Below are 17,217 nucleotides of genomic sequence, written 5' to 3'. Positions count from 1 at the left end.
GTGCCCGCCCCGCAAGGAGCAGGACCGAGAGAAAGAGATGAACAAGATAAGCTAGTCCCGTAGCTCAGTTGGTTAGAGCACTACACTGATAATGTAGGGGTCAGCAGTTCAAATCTGCTCGGGACTACGAAAAAATACGGGGAATTAGCTCAGCTGGCTAGAGCACCTGCCTTGCACGCAGGGGGTCAACGGTTCGAATCCGTTATTCTCCACATCTCCGGAAGGAACATCGACAGATGCTCCAGAATAAAAACCGGAAAAAGAGTTCTTTGACATATTGAAAGAGAAAAAAAATTACAAGAGAAGACAACAGTATAGAGACAATACGTGTATGTGCTTGATGTAAAGAGGAGACCCTCGGTCAAGGCCGAACGAATCTTTGCGTAGCATACGGGTATATATATCAAAAGCAGCCGCATAGTAGCAAAAGGCTATGCCGGTGAAGAAAGTAAATAAGGGCACACGGGGGATGCCTAGGCTCTCAGAGGCGAAGAAGGACGTGATAAGCTGCGATAAGCTTTGGGGATTGGCAAATGCGACTTGATCCAGAGATTTCCGAATGGGGCAACCTGACTATTTGAAGAATAGTCGTATAAAACGCGAACGCGCTGAACTGAAACATCTAAGTAGGCGTAGGAGAAGAAAATAACAATGATTTCCCAAGTAGTGGCGAGCGAACGGGAAAGAGCCCAAACCGATCATGTTACGGCATGGCCGGGGTTGTAGGACCACGACATTGTACAGCGCTATGAACTGGAAGCAGGTGGGAAACTGCGCGACAAGGGTGAGAGCCCCGTACAGGTAAAGAATGTTGACATAGTGGTATCCTGAGTACCGCGGGACCGGAGAAATCCTGTGGGAATCCACCAGCACCATCTGGTAAGGCTAAATACTCCTGAGAGACCGATAGTGAACCAGTACCGTGAGGGAAAGGTGAAAAGAACCCCGAACAGGGGAGTGAAAAGAACCTGAAACCGTGTGCTTACAAGCGGTTGGAGCAGACGAGTTCTGTGACAGCGTGCCTTTTGCATAATGAGCCTACGAGTTACTCTTGTCTGGCAAGGTTAAGTCCTTCAGGGACGCAGCCGAAGCGAAAGCGAGTCTTAATAGGGCGCATAGTCAGATGAGGTAGACGCGAAACCTTGTGATCTACCCTTGGGCAGGTTGAAGTTGCAGTAACATGTAATGGAGGACCGAACCGATAAACGTTGAAAAGTTTCCGGATGACCTGAGGGTAGGGGTGAAAGGCCAATCAAACTGGGAAATAGCTCGTACTCCCCGAAATGTTTTTAGGAACAGCGTCGGCGTAGAGTTTGATAGAGGTAGAGCTACCGATTGGGTGCGGGGGAGTCAAATCCTACCAAATCCAGACGAACTCCGAATGCTATCAAATATAGCCGGCAGTGAGGCTTTGGGTGCTAAGGTCCAAGGCCGAGAGGGAAAGAACCCAGACCATCAGCTAAGGTCCCCAAATTCGTTCTAAGTTGAACTAACGAGGTCCGGTTGCCCAGACAGCTAGGATGTTGGCTTGGAAGCAGCCATTCATTTAAAGAGTGCGTAACAGCTCACTAGTCGAGCGGCCGGGCGTGGATAATAAACGGGCATCAAGAACGGTACCGAAGCTATGGATTTGTACTTAGGTACATCTGGTAGGGGAGCATTCCATCGCCGGGGAAGCAGTTTGGCAATGAACTGTGGAGGTTATGGAAAAGCAAATGTAGGCATAAGTAACGATAAGGCGGGTGAGAAACCCGCCCACCGAAAGACCAAGGTTTCCTGATCAACGTTAATCGGATCAGGGTCAGTCGGGACCTAAGGCGCACCCGAAGGGGGCAAGCCGATGGACAACTGGTTAATATTCCAGTACTCTTCATAACTGCGATGTGGTGACGGAGTAGTGACACTGCCGCGAACTGACGGAATAGTTCGTTGAAAGGCGTAGGTATTGGAGTTGTAGGCAAATCCGCAACTCTAGCTGAAACCCAATAGTACAGCAAAGCTTCGGTGGCGCTGATAGAGCAGGTAAACAGACTTCCAAGAAAACCCGCTAAGCTTCAGGTTATGAAGACCCGTACCGCAAACCGACACAGGTGGTCGAGGAGAGAATCCTAAGGTGCTCGAGTGAGTCATGGCTAAGGAACTCGGCAAAATGGCCCTGTAACTTCGGGAGAAGGGGCGCTGTCTCTGAGAAGAGCAGCCGCAGTGAAAAGGCCCAGGCGACTGTTTAACAAAAACATATGGCTTTGCAAAATCGCAAGATGAAGTATAAGGCCTGACACCTGCCCGGTGCTGGAAGGTTAAGAGGGGATGTCATCGCAAGAGAAGCATTGAATCGAAGCCCCAGTAAACGGCGGCCGTAACTATAACGGTCCTAAGGTAGCGAAATTCCTTGTCGGGTAAGTTCCGACCTGCACGAATGGTGTAACGATCTGGGCGCTGTCTCAGCCATGAGCTCGGTGAAATTGTGGTATCGGTGAAGACGCCGATTACCCGCAACGGGACGGAAAGACCCCATGCACCTTCACTATAGCTTAACATTGAGATTGGGTACAGGATGTGTAGGATAGGCGGGAGATGTTGAAGTGGCTTCGCCAGGAGTCATGGAATCAACCTTGAAATACCGCCCTTTCTGTATTCGGTTTCTAACTCGGTCTTACCGAGGACATTGTTTGGTGGGTAGTTTGACTGGGGTGGTCGCCTCCAAAAAGGTAACGGAGGCTTTCAAAGGTAAGCTCAGTACGCTTGGTAACCGTACGCGGAGTGCAATGGCATAAGCTTGCTTGACTGTGAGACCGACAAGTCGAACAGGGTCGAAAGACGGACATAGTGATCCGGTGGTTCTGTATGGAAGGGCCATCGCTCAAAGGATAAAAGGTACGCTGGGGATAACAGGCTGATCTCCCCCAAGAGCTCATATCGACGGGGAGGTTTGGCACCTCGATGTCGGCTCGTCACATCCTGGGGCTGGAGAAGGTCCCAAGGGTTGGGCTGTTCGCCCATTAAAGTGGCACGCGAGCTGGGTTCAGAACGTCGCGAGACAGTTCGGTCCCTATCTGTTGTGGGCGTTGGAAGTTTGAGTGGATCTGACCTTAGTACGAGAGGACCGGGTTGGACAGACCTCTGGTGAACCTGTTATGCCGCCAGGTGTACGGCAGGGTAGCTACGTCTGGAATAGATAAGCGCTGAAAGCATCTAAGTGCGAAACTAGCCACGAGATGAGACTTCCTTATAGGGTCGTAGAAGATGACTACGTTGATAGGCCATAGGTGTAAAGGTTGAGAGACCAAAGCCAAGTGGTACTAATAGCCCGAAGCTTTCTCAAGCAGACAGACACTGTTGTCTTCCTCTTTAATTTTTAAAATGATCTTTCAATATATATGTCAGTTGGTCTGATGTTCCGATAAGGAATCAGCCAATAAAGATTTTTAGGTGCCTATATCGGCGGTGTCTACCTCTTCCCATTCCGAACAGAGCAGTCAAGCCCGCCAGAGCCGATGGTATTGCCGTAACAGGTGGGAGAGTAGGTCGGTGCCTTTTTTTACACGGAAGCCCTTGCTGGAAACAGTCAAGGGCTTCTTTCGTTTATGTACTCCCGTACTTCCTTGTCTCTATCTTCTGTAATCTCCCCCTGATCCAGCACAGTACTAAGAAAGCAATGTAATGCCTCTTTATAGAAGTATGTCGATCAATTTAGCTCCAAATAGCAAGTGGTTATTGTTCATAGCTGAAATTGAAGTAAAGGAGCTCTCTTAGCCAATAGACAGCCTCCATCTCCATATTGCTTTTCTATAATTCTTGTATCTGTGTTTTTTGTATATTGCTGTAAATATTACTTACCGGCCATATGAGAAATTGTTTGATCATTGTTTTTCTTCTATTGTTTAATTTGAGATCAGGTATTTGCCAAGACGGACAGGATTACATTTTTATTTCTTATGAAAATTACCTTCCAACCCCCAAGATAGGTATTGTTGATTTTTATAGGCAGTTAAATGAAAAGTGGAAAGGCAATTGGCCTAATCTCAATTATGAAGCTCATGTTGGATTCGAGGTTTATAAGGATAGCACTGTCAAAGTTGTTTCCAGTAAAATTGGGCATATGGATAAGACAGATGAGATGAATCAGAAATTTTCGTCCATATCAAAGTGGATACCGGCAAATAAAGATGGTAGATCTGCCAATATAGCCCGCGAATATATTATTCATCTCGGGGAAAGATCTTATATAGGGGAGTTTGGTGCATATACAGGGAGTAAGGACACAATGGTCGTGATCGATCCAGGGCATGTCCGATTTACCGGCGGTAAATGGTTGAATGCACTGTATTATCAAACACTTGATTATTTTTATACAGATGGCAGGCTAAAGAAAATTGAAATATTGATTTCAAGAAATAAGAATAAGTTTTACCACTATTTGTCATTTAAAGAATTTGAACAATTTTTCGTTTTCTATTACGGTTTACCTACTTATTATGACAATTCTCCCAATTTAGCCGTTAAAAGGAGTTACTTTGATTTGGAGGATGCAGTTAAGCATAGTTCGTATAAATTATCTTGGAAAGATTTTCGTGATGGCCGGATCAGTTTAACATTTGATCCTGAGAAAGTAATGGTCACATATGATTTTTATTGAGTAACTTTGCAGCGCAATGGGTACATTATTGGACAACGGAATTAAACCGTATAATCATTACGGGGCTTATTTAAAGCAAAAGTATAACGGGCAGAAAGTGTTTAAAGTGATTGTGGATGGTAATTTTACTTGTCCCAATCGTGACGGTAGTAAGGGCTATGGCGGTTGTACTTACTGTAATGTGGACTCTTTTACACCGGATACTGCCCGCAAGATTCCTTCGATACGGGAACAGGTAGAATCGGGTATTGAAAGGGCACGTAATAGCTATGGTGCTGAGAAGTTTATTATTTATTTCCAGCCAAATACAAATACATATGCGCCGACTCATCTACTGAAGATGATGTATGATGAGGCTTTGAGTATCGATCCTGAAAATACCTTAGGTCTTTCTGTGGGTACGCGTCCTGATTGTTTGGATTTTGAAAAGATTGCATTGTTAGAGTCTTATACAGATCGTTACGATGTGGATTTGGAGATGGGGATGGAATCGATCTACAACGATACATTGGAGAGGATTAATAGAGGTTGTTCCCACGACGAATTTGTTCAGGCGATGGACATGCTGAAGGATACGCCATTGGAGCTTTGTGTGCATACCATCTTTGGCTTCCCATGGGAATCTGAGGAGATGATGTTAAAATATGCAGATGAAATCAACCGGTTTCCGCAGATCAAATTTGTGAAATTACATCACCTACATATTGTGGAGGGCTCCATTATGGGGGTCAAATATAAAAGGGAACCTTTTGAACTTTTCTCGATGGAAGGTTACACCGAATTCTTAGCCAAATTTATTCCTCGATTGCGTCCTGATCTAATCATTCAGCGTATTTTCGGGATTGCAGATAAAGAATTGTTAATCGCACCAAATTGGGGGTTTCCGAAGTCAGGTATTCAAACGTATATAGATAAAGGATTGGAAGCACGGCAGGTTGTGCAAGGAAGTCTTTTTGAATAAGGAGCTTCTTCTATATTTACCATATTATAGAGAGCAGTAGAGCAATTGATCTATCGCTGCAAAAACAAAATAAGGCTTCTTAAAAGAAGCCTTATTTTGTTTTCTGCAAGGAAAATTATAAGCTAGTTTTCCAGTTTTATTTATCCCTCAACAATCGTTTTTAGATCCGCTGGAGAGTAATTGATAGATTTTAACGTTTTATTGTCAGCTGTTCTGAATACCAGGAATTTCCCGTCAACTTCTTTGTAATAGGATTCTACACCTTTTAATTTATAGTGCTCCTGTGTAGCGATTGCTTCTGCCTCGTCTTTACATGCTTTGCTCATATTGGAACGTTGAACTTCATCAAAAAGTGCTGAGAATTTATCTTTTAAGCCAAATTCTAATACCGCTCCAGCAAGTACATATTGAATGTCACATAGTGCATCTGCAATCTCGACCAAATCTTTATCCTGGATGGCTTCTTCTAATTCTTTTAATTCCTCAGCGATCAACGATACCCGTAAGGCACATCTTTGTTCAGATGGGATAGTAGGCGTGTCTAGGATTGGATGTTGGAATGTTTTATGGAATTCCGCAACGGATGAAAGTGTTTTCGGATCAGTCATATTCTTTGTTTTATTATTTGAATGAGCAAATATAAAAAATAAAGGACGGTTAACTGAATGACCGTCCTTTATTTTTATTTATTATTAAGGAATTAAATCAGGTGCTTTAATTGCACGATTTCACGCTCCTCTAAATATCTCCAACGGCCACGTGGAAGATCTTTTTTCGTTAAGTTTGCATAAACTACACGGTCCAATTTAACGACTTCATATCCTAGTGACTCAAAAATACGACGTACAATACGATTTTTTCCAGAGTGGATTTGGATACCAACTTCACGTTTCGATCCGCCTTGAACATAGCTCAAGTCATCTGGTTTGATTACACCATCCTCTAATTCGATACCAAAGTTGATTTTGTTAAAATCGCCTTGTGTAAGGCTTTTGTTTAACTCGACATTATAGATTTTGCTGATGCTGTTGCGCGGGTGTGAAAGTTTTTCAGCAAGACTACCATCATTTGTCATTAGAAGTAGCCCCGTCGTGTTTCTGTCAAGACGACCAACAGGATAGATTCTTTCCTTTGTCGCTTTAGAAACAAGTTCCATTACGGTATGACGCTCCTGCGGATCATCTGTAGTCGTGATATAATCTTTTGGTTTGTTCAACAAAACATAAACATTTTTTTCACGTTTTAGACGTTCGTTGTTGTAACGGATTTCATCTGTTGCAGGATCTACCTTTGTACCCAATTCCGTAACAGGTTCTCCATTTACCCAAATGACACCAGCAGTGATAAGCTCATCAGCTTTACGTCTTGAACAGATACCAGCATTGGCGATATAGCGATTTAAACGAACTAAGCCGTCATCTTCTGCATCTTCTGCTTTTTTCTTTGGACGTTTAATATATTGTTTATCACCAAAGTTTTTGTTGTCGTCAAAATTTCTACTTCTTTCGCCGTCAAACTTTCTGTCAGTACGTTTGAAATTGTCTCTTTTATCAAAAGAACGCTCTGATCTATCGAATGATCTTGGGGAGTCATTTCTGTCTGAACGTTTAAAGTTATCTTTTTTGTCAAAAGAACGCTCTGATCTATCAAAAGATCTTGGGGCGTCATTTCTGTCTGAACGTTTGAAATTGTCTCTTTTATCAAAAGAACGCTCTGATCTGTCAAAAGATCTTGGGGCGTCTTTTCTGTCTGAACGTTTGAAGTTATCTTTTTTGTCGAAAGAACGCTCTGATCTATCAAAAGATCTTGGGGAGTCATTTCTGTCTGAACGTTTGAAACTATCTCTTTTTTCAAAAGGACGGTCAGATCTATCAAAAGATCTTGAGGAATCATTTCTGTCTGAACGTTTGAAGTTATCTTTTTTGTCGAAAGAACGTTCTGATCTATCAAATTTATTAAAGGAATCTTTTTTGTCAAAAGATCTTGAAGAATCATTTTTATCAAATGAGCGGCCTCCTCTACCAAAGGATTTTTCTGAATTATCTTTTGACCGGAAGGAATTGTTATCTCCTCGGAAGGAAGGTTTGTCTGAGAATTTTTTAGATCCGAATGATCTGTTCTCACGATTATCATCTTTTCTGAAAGAGCCTCTTTCAGATTGGTCATTTGACCCATATGATTTTTTTCCGAAACTATTGTTCTTATCGCCTCTAGATTTGAAGCTATCTGAGTTGCCTCGTGACTTTCTGGAGTTGTCATCACGACTGTTCCTTTTATTGCTGAATGGCATTGTGTTTTGCTAAAATGTGAACTACAAAGTTAGGGATAATTTTGGGTTTTGCGAAAAAATCCTTATCTTTTTGTCTTTTCTTAAATTTGCTGCGTTTTTACGCTAAAAAAGCCGCTTTAAGTTGTCTAGAATGTAACTATTTGTTTTTTAAATAAATAGTGTTTACCTTTGTACCCTTGAATTTGAACCAAGCTATTTTTTGATCGATTGGAGTCGTGGATAGGATAGCATTAAGGGAGTGAATGATAAGAAAGAAAGTTTTATGTAGTAGTTTGATTTTGTTTGCTTTATTGCTATCAAAATTATACTCAACCCCACACAACAACGCTTCAAACGGCGATAAGATCGTTGGACCGAAGCTCGTAGTAGTTCCCGCTCATCATGGGGACGAAGAAGAAAAAAAAGAAAAAAGCAATTCGTTTGAATCTTATATGAATTCATTGACATTTGCTGAAGATTCATTACCGATGGATCGTCCGCTAGTGGAGAGTAAATTGCGCAAATTTTTCAGTCGATTCTCGTTTAAAAAAACAGGATCATACGATATGCACAAAAAGGCAGAGACCTATTTGCCGATGATTGCAAAGATTCTTAAATCACATGGTATTCCGGAAGATTTCAAGTACATTCCATTGGTGGAAAGCGGCCTTAGTAAAGCTGTTGTTTCATCTAAGGGAGCTGGTGGCTATTGGCAATTTATGCCTGCAACAGCGCGTTTGTATGGGTTGAAAGTCAATGGTACGGTAGATGACCGGAAAGATCTTGTCAAATCTACGCATGCAGCTGCCAGATATCTCAAATACCTGTATGGTCAATTCGGGAATTGGACATTAGTTGCTGCAGCATATAATGTCGGTGACGGAAGTCTGAGAGGTTCCATAAGAAGACAGAAAAAAGACGATTATTTTGCATTGAAATTGAATAATGAAACGGGTTCGTATGTGTACAAACTTGTTTCAATGAAGGAAATTATCGAACATCCACAGAAGCATGGCTATTCGCGTTATGCAAACAAAGAAAGTGAGACGTTGGATAAAGAACCTAACATGCTGTAAAATGCTGTACTTCACAATAAAAAGGGCTTTCCACTAGTGGAAAGCCCTTTTTATTGTGAAGCCTTTAATCAGTCCTGTAGTATATGCTATATTTTTACCTCAGATCGACAACGTCGAAACCTTTGTAATCGTTTTTGTTGAATACGAATAGACTACTAGAAAGCGCTTTATTACCTTCCTGCGAAGTTAATGTATACGTATAGCGATTACCACTTTTATCAAATACAGTGGTATCATAGATCAAATTGCTTGCTTTGTTGATGCGCAGTTTTATTTTTGAATAGTTTTTCTTGCTATCAACTGGGCTTAATTCAACGACACTCAGTGTAAGCCCCTTTACCTTTTCTGTATTGGCCATGGCATATTTAAAACCAGTGGTATAGAAGCTGAATATGTTTGTTGGATTGATCTCGTTGGTTGAATTGCTTGCTTCTGAGATTTCAACTTCCTTTTCGGCTTTCATGATATTCCACTGTGTCTTGGAATCTGATATCAATACTTGATTTTTGGTATTGACCTGGTACTTGTTGTTACTCTTGTCCAGGTATATTGTTCCGGCGTCAGTATGCGAGCCACCATTAGCTTGTTTAATATCTAATGAGAAATTGGCCTGTATTGTTTTGTATGCATTGTACTTTTGGCTTACTTTCGTCAGTAGTGCTTTGGCAGCGGCATCATTTTGTGCATAACTGTTTTGGCTGTATGCCATGATTAGCAGACCTACAATAAACCATACTTGTTTTTTCATCTTAGTTGTCCTTTCTTAACGTCTCCAAAAATTGTTCTAATGAATATTCATCTGGATAAAGCACCTCGCGTGCCTTACTTCCTTCAAATGGACCTACAATTCCTGCAGCTTCCAATTGATCGATGATTCGTCCTGCTCTGTTATAACCCAATTTTAATTTACGTTGGATTAATGAAGTAGAGCCTTGCTGATGCATGACAATCAATCGGGCAGCTTCTTCGAACAACTGATCGCGGTCTTTGGGATCAAAATCTACACTACCAGAACCATCTCCGTTTTCGTCTACGTATTCCGGAAGCATAAATGCCGAAGGATAACCTCGTTGCGCACCGATGTAATCGGAAATCTGTTCAACTTCTGGTGTATCCACAAACGCACATTGAATACGTATCAAATCACTTCCAGTTGCTAGAAGCATGTCACCACGACCGATTAACTGATCTGCACCGCCTGTATCTAGAATGGTCCGTGAATCGACTTTCGATAATACACGGAATGCCAGACGTGCAGGGAAGTTGGCCTTGATTGTACCGGTAATGATATTGACGGAAGGACGTTGTGTCGCGATAACCAAGTGTATACCTACCGCACGAGCCAATTGGGCTAAACGTGCAATTGGTGTTTCGACCTCTTTTCCTGCTGTCATCATTAAGTCGGCAAACTCATCAACAATAAGAACGATATATGGTAAGAATCGATGACCCTCCTCAGGGTTTAATCTGCGATTGATAAATTTTGCATTATATTCCTTTAAATTCCGTACCTGCGCATTTTTTAACAAATCATAACGTTGATCCATTTCTATACACAGAGAATTTAAGGTGTTGATAACCTTCTTCGTATCGGTGATGATTGCATCTCCGTCGTCAGGCAATTTTGCGAGGAAGTGGCGCTCTACTTTTTTGAATAGAGAAAGTTCCACCTTCTTAGGGTCAACAAGGACAAATTTTAGTTCGGCCGGATGTTTTTTATACAGTAAGGAGGTCAGAATCGCGTTAATACCTACTGATTTACCTTGCCCGGTAGCCCCCGCAACTAGAAGGTGGGGCATTTTAGCTAAATCGGCAATATACACTTCATTGGAAATCGTTTTACCTAAAGCGATCGGAAGGTCCATGTCTGTTTTCTGGAACTTCTCCGTAGCAAGTACCGATCGCATGGATACCATTTCCGGATTGGAGTTTGGTACCTCAATACCAATGGTTCCCTTTCCAGGCATAGGTGCAATAATCCGTATACCCAATGCCGCAAGACTTAAAGCAATGTCATCTTCCAGATTTTTGATTTTTGAAATCCGTACACCTGGTTTTGGTATAATTTCATACAAAGTTACCGTTGGACCTATCGTTGCTTTGATGCTTTCGATCTCGATGCTATAGTTCCTCAGCGTATCAACAATCTTGTTTTTGTTCGCTTCGAGTTCCTGTTGATTGATCGTTATTTTACCTCCACCATAGTCTCTCAGTAAATCTAATGCAGGGTGTTGATAGCCAGAAAGGTCTAATTTGGGATCATACTGGCCAAATTGGGCCACGAGATCACTGGCGGTAATTTCTTTTTCCTCTTTAATATCTTCCACGACAAGGCCTGGAACCACATCATGTTCAATTGGCGGTTCCGGTTCTTGTTGGGGTGGAGTTACCACGACCGGTGGCTGATATTCGCGAATTAGTGGTAAGTCTTCGTCTTCAAAGTCTTCATTCGGCTGATCAATTGTAAAACTGATTGAAGGTGTATTCTCTGTTCGCTCCAGTGGACTGTCGTCGAATGAGAGTACCACTTTGTCTTTCGGATCAATTTGCACTTCAGGTACGGGGTGATGCGTAAAGGCGGGGCGCTGAAGTTCTTCCTGTACATCTTTGTCACGAGCAGCTTGAAATCGTTCATTGATTGATGTTGGCCGTTGAATAGATTCCCGTACAGATTGGATGGAATCATCTTCAATATGAATTTTGTTTCTGAGATTATGTGGAGCGTATTCATCCTCATCCTCTTCATCCATATCTTCGGAGAACGACTTGGATTTTCTGTTACTGAAGAGGACAAATTTAAAATCGAGGTTGTAGAGTAAAATTAATGTCGTCAGGTAAGCAAAAGCCAATATACAGCCAACGCCGACAATGCCAACTTGTGCTTCTAATAATTTATTGGTCCAAAAGCCAAATTTACCCTCGAGCATATGCGGAGTATCGGCCATAAATCCATGCAGAAAGCCCAATGTTACAGAGATAAAAACGATTGCAACAAAAGAATAAACGACTGTACGGTATAATGGAAGCAATGACTTTTTGAATAACAAACGATATCCTAAAATGAATAGTACGGGGATAAAAAGAAAGGATGCGACGCCAAACCATTCGTACATGAATTGATTGGCAAGCAATGCGCCAAATTTCCCTAGTTTATTATCGACCACAGGTAGATCAACAGCTTCGTCATGAATTTCTTCTGCAGATCTGAATAATGTCGACCAGCCGCCATTGGTCTTTGCGATATAGCTTTGGTCGTCTTCCCACGTGAATAAGTAGGAGACGAAAGCTGTCGCAAATGCCAATGAAAGTAAGATCAATAAAATCCCTAATATCTTGACAGCCTTTTGCTGTGCATCCGAATAATCTCTTGGTACACTGTTTTTTTGACTTTTTTCTTTTTTAAATGTTGTCGATTCCTTTTGAGGGGCACGTTTGCCGGAAACTGAATTCCCTGTCTGCCTAAATGTATTTCCTTTATTTGACATTGAAAAGCTCACAATTATACTGCTTACAAACTTAGTTATTTTGATAGTATTTTAAAGATGCTGATAGCCTATTATTTTAAGTTTGTCGTTTTTTATGAATGAATAAATTTAGATATAGCTAAAAAGCTTGATAGGTATAATGACTAGCAAATACTATGCCCTGCAAATAGGTTTGATCAAAGAATGTGGATATCTGTAGCGATTGTTGCTGTTTTGGTGTATTCTTTGGAGTTGCTGCAAAATATGTAGTTTTACGAATAAAAATAAGAGATAGGATGAACAAGTTTGAAATACGAAAAGCGACATTAGCTGATAAAGGACGGATTTGGGAAATTATACAACAAGCAATTGCCCTCAGGAAAGAACAAGGTAGCCGACAATGGCAAGATGGTTATCCGAATGAAGATGTCGTTCAATCGGATCTTGATAAAGGGTATGGACATGTCGTTGAAGTCGAGAATAGGATTGTAGGTTATGTAGCTATTATTTTTGATATCGAACCAGCTTATAATGATATTGACGGGAAGTGGTTAAGTGATGGTCAATATGTAGGTATACATAGACTGGCTTCCGCTCAGGATCCGCATGTTAAAGGTGTTGGCACAGGCGTTATGCAGGGGGTAGAGAAAATTGCGATCGATCATGGTGTCTATAGTATCAAGGTGGATACTAATTTTGATAACGGCGGTATGCTGCATGTATTTGACAAATTAGGTTATCAATATTGCGGTGAGGTACATTTTAGAGGAGCGTCGAGGAAAGCATTTGAAAAATTATTAAACTAATCAATGGTTGCAGCTGTAGAAGAATGGAAGCTGGCTGCATAAAAAAGTCCCTTTTGATTTGTTTAAAAGGGACTTTTTTATAGTTATGGATTATTAAATCAGGATACTGCTGATCATTAATCTGCGATTATCAAGTAGTAATTCTTTTTACCGCGTTGTGCAACAATATATTTATTGTTTACAAGGTGATTCTCCGTAATCGACTCTTCAATATCAGTTACTTTTTCTCGGTTGATCGAAACACCGCCGCCCTGAAGCATTTTACGAGCTTCACCTTTGGATGGGAATACCTGGGTCTGAACAGCAAGTAAATCAAGGATATTGATACCAGCCGCCAGTTCAGCTTTAGCGATCTGAAACTGCGGAATACCTTCAAACACCTCCAAAACAGCATCATGATCTAGGTTGTTCAAGAACTCTAAAGAACCGTTACCAAAAAGAAATTCAGAAGTTTTGATGGCAGTTTCGTATGCTTCTTCGGAGTGGGTACGAATGGTAATATCTTTTGCCAGTGCTTTTTGGACTAAACGTAAGTGTGGTGCTGCATCATGTTCTACAATGATGGACTCAATTTCTTCCTGAGGTTTTAACGTAAAGATTTTGATCCAGTTTTTCGCATCATCATCTGACGTATTCAACCAAAATTGATAATATTTATATGGAGAAGTTTTCTTTGGATCTAACCATACAGCACCAGATTCGGTCTTTCCAAATTTCTGCCCATCGGCTTTTTTGATTAATTGTGTCGTGATGGCATAGGCTGTTCCTTGATCCTGACGACGGATCATTTCGCTTCCCGTAACGATGTTACCCCATTGATCGGAGCCACCCATTTGAACTTTACAGTTGTGGTGCTTCCAAAGGTAGTAGAAGTCATACCCTTGAATCAATTGATAGGTAAATTCCGTAAAAGAAAGACCATTGTCGCCTTCCAGACGTTTTTTTACAGAATCTTTTGCCATCATATAGTTAACGGTAATCATTTTACCGATATCACGAATAAAATCCAAAAATTTAAAATCTTTGAACCAGTCGTAATTATTAACCATTTGGGCGTCATTTTCACCTTCTCCAAATTCAAGAAATTTGCCTAACTGTTTTTTCAGACAAGCTACATTATGTTGTAGGGTAGCTTCGTCCAACAAGTTACGCTCTGCAGATTTGAAAGAAGGGTCTCCGATCATTCCTGTTGCTCCTCCAACCAGGGCAACTGGTTTGTGGCCTGCATTTTGGAAGTGGATCAACGTCATGATTTGAGTCAAGTGTCCTACGTGTAGAGAGTCTCCTGTGGGGTCAAAACCGATATAACCAGCGACTTTTTCTTTATTTAGTAAGTCTTCAGTTCCTGGCATAATGTCTTGTAACATGCCTCTCCAACGTAATTCTTCTACAAAGCTCATTGTTAAATGGATTTAATTTTTTAATTTACAAGATGCAAAGATAGGAGATTAAGCGTATATTGAGCGAATAATTCCGTATAAAAGCACACGCTAATAAGCTGGTATGAATTTTTTATCACATTTCTATTTTGAGCGGTTTGCAACCAATCCCGAACGTATTGTGGGCGGATTGTTACCCGATCTATTAAAAAATGCTGATAAATCCTTTATGCTAAAGCCACGCCAGTATGAAGATGAGCTCTTGGACAATCCTTTACTGGAGCAATTGTATATAGGCTGGAACCGTCATATCGAGGTCGATCGCCTGTTTCACAATTCACCTTATTTTTTTCATCATACACATCAACTGAAATTAAAAATACAGTCTAGTTTAGTGGGACTGCCTATCCGGCCGTCTTTTATGGCCCATATCGCGTTGGAGCTATTGCTAGATCATATCCTAACACAAAACAAAGCTGTTTCGATTGATAAATTCTATGCTGCTTTGACCCATGTGGACGAAGATGCTATGCGGAAGTTTTTGAAAATAAATCAGCTGGATGATATTCCTAAGTTTGAAAAATTTTATCATCAGTTTATTGAGTGGGAATATATTTATGACTATGCACAGGTGGAAAAAATTGCTGGTGCACTTTTCAATATTTGTAAGCGATTGTGGCAATTTGAAGTTTCATCCGAGCAAAGACAGCTACTGACAGAACAGTTGATTTCCTATCTGCATACAGAGATGGCCGATTATCAAGAAATTTACCAGTATATTCAATATGAGTTGGTGGACTTTAATTAGTCTATCAGAAAATACCAATAGTATAAGACCTTGAAAATATTTATTTTCGCATAATTTTAAGTATCAAAAACTAATTTTACATGTCACATAGACTTTTTCGGAAGAAAAGTGTTGATCAGATTCTGCATGACACTCAAAAAGAGGGGGGGACAGGCCTTGCAAAGGTATTGGGGGTAACAGATCTGGTTTCGTTGGGTATCGCCGCTATTGTAGGGGCTGGAATCTTTAGCACAATTGGATTGGCGAGTTATGAAGGTGGGCCGGCAGTGTCACTTCTCTTTGTTTTTACGGCTTTTGCCTGTGTTTTTACGGCATTGGCCTACGCCCAATTTGCCAGTACAGTTCCGGTTTCGGGATCGGCATATACGTATGCATATGTGGCTTTTGGTGAGTTGTTTGCATGGATTATAGGTTGGGCATTGGTCCTAGAGTATGCTGTTTCCAATACGGTTATCGCTATTTCATGGTCGCAGTATTTTGTCTCCATGCTGGAGGGCTTTGGTCTTCATATACCGGCTTGGTTATCTATGGCCCCAGGCTATGCGTACGATGCTGTAGACAAGATGAACCAACATGGCGCGGCTGCCCTGACCGCAATCGACCAGCATGGTCTTGATGCTTTTAATAGTGCGCCACGAATTGGAGGACTGCCCATTATTTTCGATTTACCAGCAGGTGTCATTACATTTTTGGTCACTTGGTTGGTTTATATCGGAATCAAGGAGTCCCAGAAAGCGAGTATGATCATGGTGATGATCAAGGTGGCGATTATTCTGGCGGTAATTTTTGGCGGTATCTTTTTTATCAAACCCGAAAATTGGACACCTTTTGCACCGAATGGACTCAAAGGTGTACTCGGAAGTGTAGCTGCCGTTTTCTTTGCTTTTATTGGCTTTGATTCGATCTCCACAACTGCGGAAGAGTGTAAAAACCCACAACGCGATCTACCTAAGGCGATGATCTATTGTCTGTTGATTTGTACTGTATTGTATGTTGCTATTACCTTGGTATTGACGGGGATGGTTAACTATACCGAATTAAATGTAAAGGATCCGCTTGCTTTTGTGTTTAAATATGTCGGCTTTGACCATATGGCCGGAATTATATCCGTGACCTCCGTGATTGCTATTACTAGCGCCTTGCTGGTTTATCAATTGGCTCAACCAAGAATTTGGATGACGATGAGTCGGGATGGCTTGTTGTGGAAGAAATTTGCGACGATCCACCCGAAATATAAAACGCCTTCTTTTGCGACTATTGTAACAGGTTTGGTGGTTGCTATCCCTTCGTTATTTTTTAAAATGGACTTCTTTGTTGATCTAACGAGCGTCGGTACCTTTTTTGCCTTCATCCTTGTTTGTGCCGGTGTATTGTATATGGATTATTCGGGTTTATCTGCAAAATCCAAATTTAAAGTTCCTTACATCAATGGTAAGTATTTAGTTGGTGCAGGGCTACTGATCGCTATTGTGTTCATTTTTATCTATGCACAAGAGACGATACAGGAGTGGAAATCGCTTTCCATCCTTGAAATTATAGAACATAAAATGTTGGTCATTATATTTTGGTTAACCTGGCTTGGACTGGGTATTTATAGCTTTAAAATGAACTTTTCCTTATTGCCTGTCATAGGTATCCTGATCAATTTGTATTTGATGACGGAATTGGGTGCAAGTAACTGGATAATATTTGTGATCTGGCTGGTGATTGGATTGGCTGTGTATTTTATGTATGGCTATAAACATTCAAAGTTAAATAAACAGGCGCAGGCATAGTATAGGGAAGCGTCGTAAATAATGGATCAAAGAAAAGGAGCTA

Annotated in this window: 11 protein-coding genes, 2 tRNA genes and 2 rRNA genes; 10 read left to right on the top strand and 5 right to left on the bottom strand. The window is 41.2% G+C overall.

Features of this window, described 5'->3' with window-relative positions; genetic code table 11:
* Window positions 1–53 precede the first annotated feature (53 nt).
* The 6 genes from AB1Z56_RS17225 (at window position 54) to AB1Z56_RS17200 (ending at window position 5,597) form a co-directional block, all read left to right on the top strand.
* Window positions 54–127, top strand: a tRNA-Ile gene (locus tag AB1Z56_RS17225).
* An 11-nt stretch (window positions 128–138) separates the two neighbouring features.
* Window positions 139–212: transfer RNA gene (locus AB1Z56_RS17220), tRNA-Ala, on the top strand.
* A gap of 230 nt (window positions 213–442) precedes the next feature.
* Window positions 443–3,322: ribosomal RNA gene (locus AB1Z56_RS17215) — 23S ribosomal RNA — on the top strand.
* Between the two features lie 103 nt (window positions 3,323–3,425).
* A 5S ribosomal RNA gene (rrf, locus tag AB1Z56_RS17210) occupies window positions 3,426–3,537 on the top strand.
* A gap of 307 nt (window positions 3,538–3,844) precedes the next feature.
* The gene (locus tag AB1Z56_RS17205) at window positions 3,845–4,636 is read left to right on the top strand and encodes a hypothetical protein (RefSeq protein WP_426789734.1); all 792 of its coding nucleotides are present in this window, start codon (window positions 3,845–3,847) and stop codon (window positions 4,634–4,636) included.
* Window positions 4,637–4,652: 16 nt separating this feature from the next.
* On the top strand, window positions 4,653–5,597 hold the full coding sequence (locus AB1Z56_RS17200) for a TIGR01212 family radical SAM protein (RefSeq protein ID WP_309367170.1): 945 nt from the start codon (window positions 4,653–4,655) through the stop codon (window positions 5,595–5,597).
* Window positions 5,598–5,737: 140 nt separating this feature from the next.
* Here the strand turns inward: AB1Z56_RS17200 and AB1Z56_RS17195 are convergent, their stop codons facing one another.
* Window positions 5,738–6,205: a nucleoside triphosphate pyrophosphohydrolase family protein gene (locus AB1Z56_RS17195; RefSeq protein WP_046671593.1), complete on the bottom strand. Its 468-nt coding sequence runs from the start codon at window positions 6,203–6,205 to the stop codon at window positions 5,738–5,740.
* A 92-nt stretch (window positions 6,206–6,297) separates the two neighbouring features.
* Window positions 6,298–7,887: a pseudouridine synthase gene (locus tag AB1Z56_RS17190; RefSeq protein WP_309367169.1), complete on the bottom strand. Its 1,590-nt coding sequence runs from the start codon at window positions 7,885–7,887 to the stop codon at window positions 6,298–6,300.
* A 242-nt stretch (window positions 7,888–8,129) separates the two neighbouring features.
* On the opposite strand from AB1Z56_RS17190, the gene AB1Z56_RS17185 reads away from it, so the two are divergent.
* Window positions 8,130–8,942 carry a lytic transglycosylase domain-containing protein gene (locus AB1Z56_RS17185; protein ID WP_309367168.1) on the top strand — a complete coding sequence of 271 codons (813 nt, stop codon included), beginning with the start codon at window positions 8,130–8,132 and terminating at the stop codon, window positions 8,940–8,942.
* Between the two features lie 94 nt (window positions 8,943–9,036).
* On the opposite strand, the gene AB1Z56_RS17180 is transcribed toward AB1Z56_RS17185, so the two are convergent.
* Window positions 9,037–9,690, bottom strand: coding sequence for a LolA family protein (locus AB1Z56_RS17180; RefSeq protein ID WP_313268293.1), 654 nt, complete (start codon window positions 9,688–9,690; stop codon window positions 9,037–9,039).
* Window position 9,691: 1 nt separating this feature from the next.
* A complete protein-coding gene (locus AB1Z56_RS17175; protein WP_313268295.1) occupies window positions 9,692–12,427 on the bottom strand; it encodes an FtsK/SpoIIIE family DNA translocase in 2,736 nt (911 codons plus the stop codon).
* Window positions 12,428–12,702: 275 nt separating this feature from the next.
* Between AB1Z56_RS17175 and AB1Z56_RS17170 the strand changes: the two genes are divergently transcribed.
* Window positions 12,703–13,212, top strand: coding sequence for an N-acetyltransferase family protein (locus AB1Z56_RS17170; protein ID WP_426789733.1), 510 nt, complete (start codon window positions 12,703–12,705; stop codon window positions 13,210–13,212).
* Window positions 13,213–13,328: 116 nt separating this feature from the next.
* Here the strand turns inward: AB1Z56_RS17170 and tyrS are convergent, their stop codons facing one another.
* Entirely contained in the window at window positions 13,329–14,612 is a 1,284-nt protein-coding gene (tyrS, locus tag AB1Z56_RS17165) for a tyrosine--tRNA ligase (protein WP_309367164.1), read from the bottom strand.
* 103 nt (window positions 14,613–14,715) lie between these two features.
* On the opposite strand from tyrS, the gene AB1Z56_RS17160 reads away from it, so the two are divergent.
* Together AB1Z56_RS17160 and AB1Z56_RS17155 are read left to right on the top strand one after the other, a co-directional pair.
* Window positions 14,716–15,399: an ACP phosphodiesterase gene (locus tag AB1Z56_RS17160; protein WP_426789732.1), complete on the top strand. Its 684-nt coding sequence runs from the start codon at window positions 14,716–14,718 to the stop codon at window positions 15,397–15,399.
* An 80-nt stretch (window positions 15,400–15,479) separates the two neighbouring features.
* Entirely contained in the window at window positions 15,480–17,174 is a 1,695-nt protein-coding gene (locus AB1Z56_RS17155) for an amino acid permease (protein ID WP_309367162.1), read from the top strand.
* Window positions 17,175–17,217 lie beyond the last annotated feature (43 nt).

The sequence above is a fragment of the Sphingobacterium sp. WOUb80 genome (assembly GCF_050058145.1).
GTDB lineage: Bacteria > Bacteroidota > Bacteroidia > Sphingobacteriales > Sphingobacteriaceae > Sphingobacterium.
This window is presented reverse-complemented; position numbering and strand designations above follow the sequence as displayed.

Coding starts and splice junctions, on each gene's coding strand:
- AB1Z56_RS17205 (WP_426789734.1), top strand. CDS start 3,845: ATGAGAAATTGTTTGATCATTGTTTTTCTTCTATTGTTTAATTTGAGA.
- AB1Z56_RS17190 (WP_309367169.1), bottom strand. CDS start 7,887: ATGCCATTCAGCAATAAAAGGAACAGTCGTGATGACAACTCCAGAAAG.
- AB1Z56_RS17155 (WP_309367162.1), top strand. CDS start 15,480: ATGTCACATAGACTTTTTCGGAAGAAAAGTGTTGATCAGATTCTGCAT.
- AB1Z56_RS17195 (WP_046671593.1), bottom strand. CDS start 6,205: ATGACTGATCCGAAAACACTTTCATCCGTTGCGGAATTCCATAAAACA.
- AB1Z56_RS17200 (WP_309367170.1), top strand. CDS start 4,653: ATGGGTACATTATTGGACAACGGAATTAAACCGTATAATCATTACGGG.
- AB1Z56_RS17170 (WP_426789733.1), top strand. CDS start 12,703: ATGAACAAGTTTGAAATACGAAAAGCGACATTAGCTGATAAAGGACGG.
- AB1Z56_RS17180 (WP_313268293.1), bottom strand. CDS start 9,690: ATGAAAAAACAAGTATGGTTTATTGTAGGTCTGCTAATCATGGCATAC.
- AB1Z56_RS17175 (WP_313268295.1), bottom strand. CDS start 12,427: ATGTCAAATAAAGGAAATACATTTAGGCAGACAGGGAATTCAGTTTCC.
- AB1Z56_RS17160 (WP_426789732.1), top strand. CDS start 14,716: ATGAATTTTTTATCACATTTCTATTTTGAGCGGTTTGCAACCAATCCC.
- tyrS (WP_309367164.1), bottom strand. CDS start 14,612: ATGAGCTTTGTAGAAGAATTACGTTGGAGAGGCATGTTACAAGACATT.
- AB1Z56_RS17185 (WP_309367168.1), top strand. CDS start 8,130: ATGATAAGAAAGAAAGTTTTATGTAGTAGTTTGATTTTGTTTGCTTTA.